The organism is uncultured Xylophilus sp., from assembly GCA_913776965.1.
Classification (GTDB): domain Bacteria; phylum Pseudomonadota; class Gammaproteobacteria; order Burkholderiales; family Burkholderiaceae_C; genus Xylophilus.
The window spans coordinates 1-8,556 of the sequence record CAJYQL010000113.1 but is presented as its reverse complement, the minus strand read 5'-3'; the positions used below and the strand labels follow the sequence as shown (position 1 = coordinate 8,556).

Annotated in this window: 9 protein-coding genes; 1 reads left to right on the top strand and 8 read right to left on the bottom strand. The window is 72.9% G+C overall.

All coding sequences use genetic code 11. The features are described 5' to 3' along the window. On the top strand, positions 1–592 hold a 592-nt coding region (locus QZ500_RS15885; protein WP_295856445.1), incomplete at its 5' end, for a GGDEF domain-containing protein. Positions 593–697: 105 nt separating this feature from the next. Here QZ500_RS15885 and cobT read toward each other — a convergent pair. From cobT to QZ500_RS15845, 8 genes are all read right to left on the bottom strand, one after another. Beyond that, on the bottom strand, positions 698–1,726 hold the full coding sequence (gene cobT, locus QZ500_RS15880) for a nicotinate-nucleotide--dimethylbenzimidazole phosphoribosyltransferase (protein WP_295856442.1): 1,029 nt from the start codon (positions 1,724–1,726) through the stop codon (positions 698–700). Further along, positions 1,723–3,171 (bottom strand): cobyric acid synthase, encoded by a 1,449-nt coding sequence (locus QZ500_RS15875; protein ID WP_295856451.1) that lies wholly within the window; start codon positions 3,169–3,171, stop codon positions 1,723–1,725. The genes cobT and QZ500_RS15875 overlap by 4 nt, the downstream gene beginning before the upstream one ends. 58 nt (positions 3,172–3,229) lie before the next feature. Beyond that, a complete protein-coding gene (locus tag QZ500_RS15870) occupies positions 3,230–3,793 on the bottom strand; it encodes an NYN domain-containing protein (RefSeq protein WP_295856449.1) in 564 nt (187 codons plus the stop codon). Then, a complete protein-coding gene (locus QZ500_RS15865; RefSeq protein WP_295856441.1) occupies positions 3,786–4,829 on the bottom strand; it encodes an aminotransferase class I/II-fold pyridoxal phosphate-dependent enzyme in 1,044 nt (347 codons plus the stop codon). The genes QZ500_RS15870 and QZ500_RS15865 overlap by 8 nt, the downstream gene beginning before the upstream one ends. Before the next feature lie 88 nt (positions 4,830–4,917). Then, positions 4,918–6,210: a glucose-1-phosphate adenylyltransferase gene (gene glgC, locus QZ500_RS15860; RefSeq protein WP_295856440.1), complete on the bottom strand. Its 1,293-nt coding sequence runs from the start codon at positions 6,208–6,210 to the stop codon at positions 4,918–4,920. Positions 6,211–6,309: 99 nt separating this feature from the next. Beyond that, positions 6,310–7,263, bottom strand: a complete 954-nt coding sequence (gene cbiB / locus QZ500_RS15855; RefSeq protein ID WP_295856447.1) for an adenosylcobinamide-phosphate synthase CbiB — start codon at positions 7,261–7,263, stop codon at positions 6,310–6,312. 143 nt (positions 7,264–7,406) lie between these two features. After that, the gene (cobO, locus tag QZ500_RS15850; RefSeq protein WP_295856438.1) at positions 7,407–7,976 is read right to left on the bottom strand and encodes a cob(I)yrinic acid a,c-diamide adenosyltransferase; all 570 of its coding nucleotides are present in this window, start codon (positions 7,974–7,976) and stop codon (positions 7,407–7,409) included. Between the two features lie 26 nt (positions 7,977–8,002). Next, the coding region (locus tag QZ500_RS15845; RefSeq protein WP_295856437.1) for a cobaltochelatase subunit CobN at positions 8,003–8,556 on the bottom strand (554 nt) is incomplete at its 5' end.

Sequence of the window (8,556 nt, the reverse complement as noted above, 5' to 3'; positions counted from 1 at the left end):
GGTGGTGCAGTCCTGGTACGTGGGCGCACTGTCTTTCTGCATCGTGACCTTCTGCATCGGCGCGATGCTGCTGGCGGCCGACGCGCTGCGGGCCCAGCTGGAATACCTAGCCCACCGCGACAGCCTCACCGGCGTGCTGAACCGCCGGGCCCTGCTGGAGGCATCGGAGGACGAACTGCAGCGCACCCTGCGCGGCAGCGGCGGCCGCGGACCGGCGCTGATGATGCTGGACCTGGACCATTTCAAGCAGGTCAACGACCGGCACGGCCATCTGGTCGGCGACCGGGTGCTGCGCGAATTCGTGCAACGCATCGGCGCGGTGCTGCGGCCGCACGACCGGCTCGGCCGCTACGGCGGCGAGGAGTTCGCGGTGCTGCTGCCCGACACCGCACTGGCCGACGCGGAAGGCGTCGCGGCACGGCTGATCGGCGCCGGGCCGTCCGACACCGCCCTGCCGGCCAGCACGGCCAGCGTCGGCCTGACCGCCTGGCGCGGCCCCGGGGACACGCTCGACGCGATGCTGGGCCGGGCCGACCTGGCCCTCTACCGCGCCAAGGCGCTCGGCCGCAACCAGGCGCAGAGCGAGGCGTAGCGGGTCCGCCGGTACGGTTGCGCTGCCACCGGCCCCTTTTCAGCATCCAAACAGGCGTTTGCGCAGGTCCTGCCTGCGCAGAACGCTATCACATCAATAGCAGTATCAACCGCCTTCGCTCCCGCGCGACACGCCGGCCGCCTCGAACGACGCCATATCCCGCAGCACCGCGCAGGCCGACACCAGCAGCGGCCACGCCAGCGCCGCGCCGGAGCCCTCGCCCAGCCGCAGACCGAGGTCGAGCAGCGGCTCGGCACCCAGGTGGTCCAGCATGCGCGCATGCCCGCGCTCGCCGGAACGGTGGGAGAACACGCAGCGCTGCACCACCGCCGGCTCCAGCGCCAGAGCCACCAGCACCGCCGCGGTGGTGATGAACCCGTCGACCACGATCACCCGCCGTTCCTCGGCCGCCTGCAGCACCGCGCCGACCAACGTCGCGATCTCCAGCCCGCCCATCGCGGCCAGCACGTCGAGCGGCGCATAGATGTCGGCGTGGCGCGCCAGCACGGCGCGCAGCACCTCGGTCTTGCGGACGATGCCGGCGGCGTCGAGGCCGGTGCCGGCGCCGGTGCAGTCGGCGATGTCGCAGCCGGCGAGCCGCGCCAGCAGCAGCGCGGCCGCCGAGGTGTTGCCGATGCCCATCTCGCCGAGCAGCAAGGCATTGCCGGGCAGGGCCTGCACGATCGCCCGGCCGTGGCCGATCGCGGCGGTGCATTGCTCGGCCGTCATCGCCGGTCCATGGGCGGCATCGGCCGTGCCGTGCGCGGCCTTGCGCACCACCAGCCCCGGGCGCGGCGCGAAGTCGTGGCGCACGCCGCAGTCCGCGACGGTGAGCGCGATGCCGTGCTGCCGCGCGAGCACGCTGACCGCGGCGCCACCGGCCAGGAAGTTCTCGACCATCTGCCAGGTCACGTCGCTCGGGTAGGCCGACACGCCGCGGGCCGCGAGGCCGTGGTCGGCGGCGCAGACCAGCAGCTGCGGCGCGGTCAGCGCCGGCGCCTCGGTGCCGAGGATCAGCCCGATGCGCAGCGCCAGCGCCTCCAGCCGGCCGAGTGCGCCGCGCGGCTTGGTCTTGTTGTCGAGCAGGTGCTGCAGCCGGGCGGCGAGCGCGGGGTCGTGAAGGTCCGGGATCATGGAAGGCGGGGGTCGGAAGGAAACAGGGCGCGGCCGACATCGGTCCAGCAGCGGTCGAGGGTGGCGGCCAGCCCGTCGAAGACGGCATCGAGCGTCGGGGCCGCCGCGCCGAACAGCGCGCGCAGGACGCGCGGCTCTTCGAACAGGCCGTGCAGGTACAGCCCCAGCACGTTGCCGCGGGCGTTCTGCCAGCCGAGGCCGTCGGGCAGCACGGCGAGCGCGCGGTCGCCCTGTGCGGCCATCGCGGGATGCTCGGCGGTATGGCCGTGGCGGATCTCGTAGCCTTGCAGGCCGACATCCGACAAGGCGGCCCAGCCGCCAGTGCATGTTCCGAATCGGGTCTCGGTGCGGCGCACCGTCTTGTCGGGCGCGAAGCTGGTGACCAGCGGCAGCAGCCCGAGGCCGGCCGCGTTGCCGTCCACCCCGTGCAGGTCCACCAGCGCCTCGCCGAGCATCTGCAGGCCGCCGCAGACGCCCAGCACCCGGCCGCCGGCGGCGGCATGGTCGGCAACCGCCCGGTCCAGGCCCTGGGCGCGCATCCACGCCAGGTCGGCGGCGGTCGCCTTGGAGCCGGGCAGCACCACCCAGTCGACGCCGTGCAGGTCCGCCGGGCTGCGCGCCCAGTGCAGCCGCACGCCCGGCACGTTCTTCAGCGGCTGGAATTCGTCGAGGTTGCTGATGCGCGGATAGGCGATCACCGCCACGCGGGTGTGCAGTGCGCCGCCGGCGGCGCTGGCGCGGTCGTCGAACACGCCGTCTTCCTCGGGCAGGCCGTGGTTCCAGTGCATCGGCACGACCGCGACCGTCGGCACGCCGGTGCGCTCTTCCAGCATGGCGGGCGCCGGGGCCAGCAGTGCCGCGTCGCCGCGGAACTTGTTGAGCACGAACCCGCGGATCAACGCACGCTCCTCCGCGGGCAGCAGCGCCCAGGTGCCGTAGAGATGGGCGAAGGCGCCGCCGCGGTCGATGTCGGTCACCAGCAGGCAGTCGGCGCCGGTGTGGCGCGCGACCCGCATGTTGACCACGTCGCTCGCGTGCAGGTTGATCTCGGCCGGCGAGCCGGCGCCCTCGATCACCACCACGTCGTTCTCGGCGCACAGCGCGTCGAGCGCGGCGGCGATCTGCGGCCAGACGCGGGCGCTGCGGCCGCGCCAGGGCATCGCACCGAGGGCCGCATCGACCTGGCCGAGCAGCACCACCTGGCTCCGCGTGTCGCCCTCGGGTTTCAACAGCAGCGGATTCATCCGTACGTCGGGCTCGGCGCGGGCCGCGAGCGCCTGGAAATACTGCGCGCTGCCGATCTCGCCGCCCGCCACCACGCGGGCGTTGTTGCTCATGTTCTGCGCCTTGAAGGGCGCGACCTTCAGGCCCTGGTCGCTGTAGCGCCGGCACAGCGCGGTGGTGATCCAGCTCTTGCCGGCACCGCTGCTGGTGCCGAGCACCATCACGCATCGGGCGCGTGTCACGGGCGACCCTGCGCACGGCGGCGGCATGCGGCCGCGCTCATGCGAACGGCCGGTCGCCCGGCTCCTGCGGCGATCCTGCGGCGGGCACCAAGTCGTCGTAGTAGTGGAAGGCGTCGCAGGCGGCGGCCCAGTGGCGGTTGGTGGTGCGGCGGGCGCCGACCCCGACGACCCGGCGGCCGCCGGCCCGCAGCTTCTGCGCGAGCGGCATGAAGTCGCTGTCGCCGCTGACCACCACCACGCAGCCGATCTGCGGATGGCGCTGCACGTCTTCCACCGCATCGAGGCAGAGCCGGATGTCCGCGCCGTTCTTGGCCGAGGCGCCCGGCGGGAACAGCTGCACCAGCTCCATCGCGCGCTGCAGCAGCGTGTCGCGGTAGCGGCCGAGGAACTGCCAGTTGCAGTAGCCGCGGTGCAGCGCCACGGGGCCCAGCGTGCGGACCAGCGCCAGTACCGCCTCGATGTCCACCAGCGGCTCCTGCAAGCGGAAGCGGTTGTCGGGCCGGGCGTAGGCGCCCTCGCCGTAGCGCTCCTCGAACAGACTGGCGTGCAGGTTCTCGAAATCCCAGTACAGCGCGAGCGGGACGGGCGACAGGTCAGACACAGGGGACAAACGGATCTCCAGACACAGAAAACACAGCGGAAGCCGCGCGCGCCGCGGCCGCCAGGGCCTGCTGCGCCGCGGGCGGCAGCACGCCCAATCGGACTTCGCCGGGCAGGCCGAAGGAGGCGCAGTCGCGCAGTTGCACACCGTCGGCCCGCAGTGCGGCCAGCCAGCGCGGCAGGTCGTCTACCGGCGGACGCGCGCAGAAAAAATTGGTGTCGCTCGGCCGCACGGTCCAGCCGAGTTCGGTGCAAAGCGCGATCTGCGCGGCCTTCCAGCGCTGCAGGGTGGCACGGCTTTCGGCCAGCCAGTCGGCGACGGCCGGATCGCACCAGGCGTCGAGCATCGCCACGCCGTGGGCGCCGACCGGCCAGGACGGCGCCAGCCGTTCCAGCGCGGCGGCCTCGTCCTCCGCACCGCGGGGGGCGATCAGGTAGGCCGCGCGCACGCCGGTCAGGCCGAGCGCCTTGTTGGGCGACCAGATCTGCCAGATGCCGTCTGCCGCGTAGGCCCACGGGTCGGGTTCGGCCAGCCGCAGCGGCGCGTAGGCGCGGTCGAGCACGGTGAAGAGGTCGGCACGCGCGGGCGGTGGTGTCGTCTGGCCGAGCGGGCTCGACGGATCGCAGTGCCAGGCGAGCAGGCCGGCGCCTTCCTCCGTATCGCGCTCCCCGGCTTGCTCGTTCACCGGCTGGAGCGACCAGGCTCGCGCCGCATCGCGGTAGTCGCCATAGCCGTGCACAGGCAGCCGCACCCGGCGGATGCCGCGCTGCGCCGCCCGGGCGGTGAGTCGGAAGATCGCCTCGCTCGCACTCGCGGCCGCCAGCACCCGGCCCGGCGCCACGCCATGGCGCGCAGCCAGCCGTTCGCGCAGCGCGGCGTAGGCGGGATCGGGGTAGCGGGCGGCATCGGCCTGCCGCACGGCCGCCTCTGCCTGCGGGCACGGGCCCACGGCATTGGCGTTGGTCGAGAAATCGAAGCGGGCCGGCCCGGTGCTGCCGGGGCCGCCGTGCGGTCGGGTCACGGGGGGCGTCGTCATGGCGGAAACCCGAGATTGTCCCGTGCCGGGCACCCCGATGCACGGCATGCACGGCCCGACCGCGGCGGCCGCTGCGCCGCGCGGACGGTCAGCCCGCCGTGGCAGCGGCGGCGGCTGCCCGCAGCCGGTGCAGCATCGGCTGGGTGATCAGCACCACGCCGTCGGCGGTGCGCTCGAAGCGCGCCGCATCGGCCGCCGCATCCTCGCCGACCACCAGGCCGTCCGGCAGCACCGAGCCGCGGTCGATCACCACCCGGCGCAGCCGGCAGCCGCGGCCGACCGTCACGTCCGGCAGGATCACGGCCTGTTCGATGTCGCAGTACGAGCGCACCCGCACGCTGGAGAACAGCACCGACTGCACCACCCGCGAGCCCGAGACGATGCAGCCTCCCGAGACCACCGTGTTGGTCGTGATGCCGGGCCGGCCTTCGGCATCGGGCACGAACTTGGCGGGCGGCAGCTGTTGCTGGAAGGTCCAGATCGGCCAGTCGGTGTCGTAGATGTCGAGCTCCGGCACCGCGCTGGCCAGGTCCAGGTTGGCGGCCCAGAAGGCGTCGATGGTGCCGACGTCGCGCCAGTACGGCGCCACGCCTTCGCGCTGCGGCACGCTGGACATCCCGAACGGATGGGCGAAGGCCTGGCCCTCGGCCACCACCTTCGGGATCACGTCCTTGCCGAAGTCGTGGCTGCTCGCCGCGTCCTGCACGTCTTCCTCCAGCAGGCGGTAGAGGTAGTCGGCGTTGAAGACGTAGATGCCCATGCTGGCCAGGGCCGTGTCGGGCCGGCCGGGCATCGCGGGCGGGTCGGCCGGCTTCTCGACGAAGGCGGTCACCGTCCGGTCGGCCTCCACCGCCATCACGCCGAAGGCGGTCGCCTCGTGGCGCGGCACCTCGATGCAGGCCACGGTGCAGCCGCGGCCGCTCTCCACATGGTCCTTCAGCAGCAGCGAATAGTCCTGCTTGTAGATGTGGTCGCCGGCCAGCACGACCACGTACTCCGGTCCCTTGGAATGCAGGATGTCGAGGTTCTGGTAGATCGCATCGGCGGTGCCGCGGTACCAGTGTTCCTCGCCGGTGCGTTGCTGGGCGGGCAGCAGATCGACCATCTCGTTGAGTTCCGGCCGCAGGAAGCTCCAGCCGCGCTGCAGGTGGCGCAGCAGCGAATGGGATTTGTACTGGGTGAGCACCGCCATCCGCCGGATGCCGGAATTGATGCAGTTCGACAGCGCGAAATCGATGATGCGGAACTTGCCGCCGAAGTACACCGCCGGCTTGGCGCGGCGGTCGGTCAGCTGCTTGAGCCGGGAGCCGCGCCCGCCGGCCAGCACCAGGGCCATGGTGCGGCGGACCAGCTGGTGGGTCTGCAGGGATTCGTTGGACATGGAAACAGTCTCCTCGGGGCGGCGGTGCGGCGACAGCCGATCTTGGCCGCGCGCCCTGCAGCCGACGTAACAAGAAGGATGCCCGGCCGCCCAGACCCATCAGCGCAGCGCCGCTCCGGCGGCCAGCAGCAGACCGCCCAGGACGGCCGATGCAGCCACCGCGCGGCCCGCCCGCCGCAGGGCCCCGGCGGTATCTGCCGCCGTGGCGTGCCGGCCACCGGCATGCAGCACATACACGCCCGGCTTGCCGAGCCGCACGCCCAGCCGCAACGCCATCGCGCCCATCGGCCAGCCGCCGTTGGGCGACGGGGTGCGGCGCGCCTCGGCCGCCAGCGCGCGCCAGGCAGCCGGCGGCGCGCCGGCCATCAGCAGCGCCGCGGTGATGCGGGCCGGCAGCCACGACAGCAGATCGTCGGCATGCGCCGCCCACTTGCCCGCCCACTCCCAGCGCCCGCGGTAACCCCACATCGCGTCCGCGGTGTTGGCGAACCGGTACAGTGCCGCGCCCGGCAGGCCGAGCAGCACGAACCAGCAGACCGGTGCGACCACGGAATCGTTGAGGTTCTCGGCCAATGTCTCGATGGCGCTCTCGCGCACCTCGACGGCCGACAGGCGGGTCACGTCGCGGCTCACCAGCCGGGCCAGCCGGGCCCGGCCGTCGTCCAGCGATACCGCCAGTGCCGCCTCCACCGCCGCCACCTCGTCGCGCAGCATGCGCCAGGCCAGCAGCGGCTTCAGCAACAGCGCCCCGAGCGGCAGCGCCGCCCACCACGGCAGCCGCACCAGCGCTGCCTGCGCCAGCAGCGCCGCTACCAAAACGATAGCTGCTCCCGCAGACCAGGCGAGCGCTCCGAGGCCAAAAGCACCCCAATCTTCCTCGCGCGCTTGCGGCTCCGCCGGCACGATGCGCCGCCCCGCCCAGCCGAGGTAGCGGCCGATCCACACCACCGGATGCAGCGCGACCGGCGGCTCGCCCCACAGCCGGTCGATGGCGAGCGCACACAGCAGGGTGCCCGCCGGCAGCAGCGCGTACGCGAGGCCGCCGTCACCCATGTTGTGCCGCCCGGCCCACAAGGCGCTGCGTTTCCTGTCCAGGGATGCCACGGTCCGGCTCCGCCGGCCCGTAGGCATCGCCCCCCTTCCCGCGCAGCGAGAGAAGGGGGGAGCGGCGCAGCCGCTCGGGGGGATGCACTCTGCTAATCCTCGATCCCGCGCTGGGCCGGAATGCCGGCCTTGAACGCGTGCTTGACCATCTGCATCTCGGTCACCGTGTCGGCGATGTCCACGATCTCCTGCGGGCAGCGCCGCCCGGTCAGCATCACATGCACCTCCTTCGGCCGGTCGCGCAGCGTCTGCAGCACGCCGTCGAGCGGCAGCCAGCCGTAGATCAGCGGGTAGGTGATCTCGTCCAGCACCACCAGGAAATAGTCGCCCGACAGGATCGCCGCGCGGGCCAGCTCCCAGCCGTCGCGGGCGAGCTGCGCGCTGCGCTCCAGGTCCTGGCTCTTCCAGCTGAAGCCGTCGCCCAGCCCCTCGATCGGGATGCCGATCTGCTCGAACATCCGGTGCTCGCCGAAGCGCGCGGTCGGCACCTTCATGAACTGGTAGATCTTCACCGCCTTGCCCCGGCCGTGGGCGCGCAGCGCCAGGCCGAAGGCCGAGGTGCTCTTGCCCTTGCCGTCGCCGGTATTCACCAGCACCAGGCCGCGGCGTTCGCCCTCGGGTTTGTCGTACGGTTTTTCGCTGGGCGGTGTCTCGATCTGCATGGGGGTCTTTCGGAAAGAAAAGAAAGTCAGGCGGCAGGTACGGCCCGCAGGCGCGGCGCGCCGGGCCGCTGGGCCTGCCAGGCGGCGCCGGCGGCGACGACCAGCAGCAGCACGGCGGCGGCGAGCCACCGGATCAGGTCGGCTGCCGCGGCGACCGCCGGCGGCGGGTCGGGCACCCGTTCCAGCCGGATGCCCTGCTCCACCGCTGCCGCCGCGCTGGGCGCCTCCGGAGCGGGCGGAACGGCCGGCAGCGCGGCATCGGCGGTGGCGGCCTGCATGCCGGTCGGTGCGCGAACGTCGGCGCGGTCGGCGGGCAAGGTCCGCGCATCGGCCCATCGCCGCACCGACGCCAGTTCGGCCGCCAGCGGCTCGGCACGCGTCAGCGCACGGTAGCGCTCGGCCAGATCGCGCTGCGTCGCGGCATCCGCCTGCCAGTAGCCCTGGCGTTGGGCCTGCACCAGCCGCTCCAGCGTCTGCGCGTAGGCCTGCGGATGCTGCTCCAGCCACTGCGGCACGCCGAGCCGGTGGCGGTCCTTCACCAGCACGTCGTAGAAGCTCTGCCAGTGGTCGGAGCGGATGC

Bases quoted from the DNA above. Each gene is read 5' to 3' on its own strand.
- cobT (WP_295856442.1), bottom strand. From the start codon at position 1,726: ATGATCCCGGACCTTCACGACCCCGCGCTCGCCGCCCGGCTGCAGCAC.
- QZ500_RS15875 (WP_295856451.1), bottom strand. From the start codon at position 3,171: ATGGTGCTCGGCACCAGCAGCGGTGCCGGCAAGAGCTGGATCACCACC.
- QZ500_RS15865 (WP_295856441.1), bottom strand. From the start codon at position 4,829: ATGACGACGCCCCCCGTGACCCGACCGCACGGCGGCCCCGGCAGCACC.
- glgC (WP_295856440.1), bottom strand. From the start codon at position 6,210: ATGTCCAACGAATCCCTGCAGACCCACCAGCTGGTCCGCCGCACCATG.
- cbiB (WP_295856447.1), bottom strand. From the start codon at position 7,263: ATGGGTGACGGCGGCCTCGCGTACGCGCTGCTGCCGGCGGGCACCCTG.
- cobO (WP_295856438.1), bottom strand. From the start codon at position 7,976: ATGCAGATCGAGACACCGCCCAGCGAAAAACCGTACGACAAACCCGAG.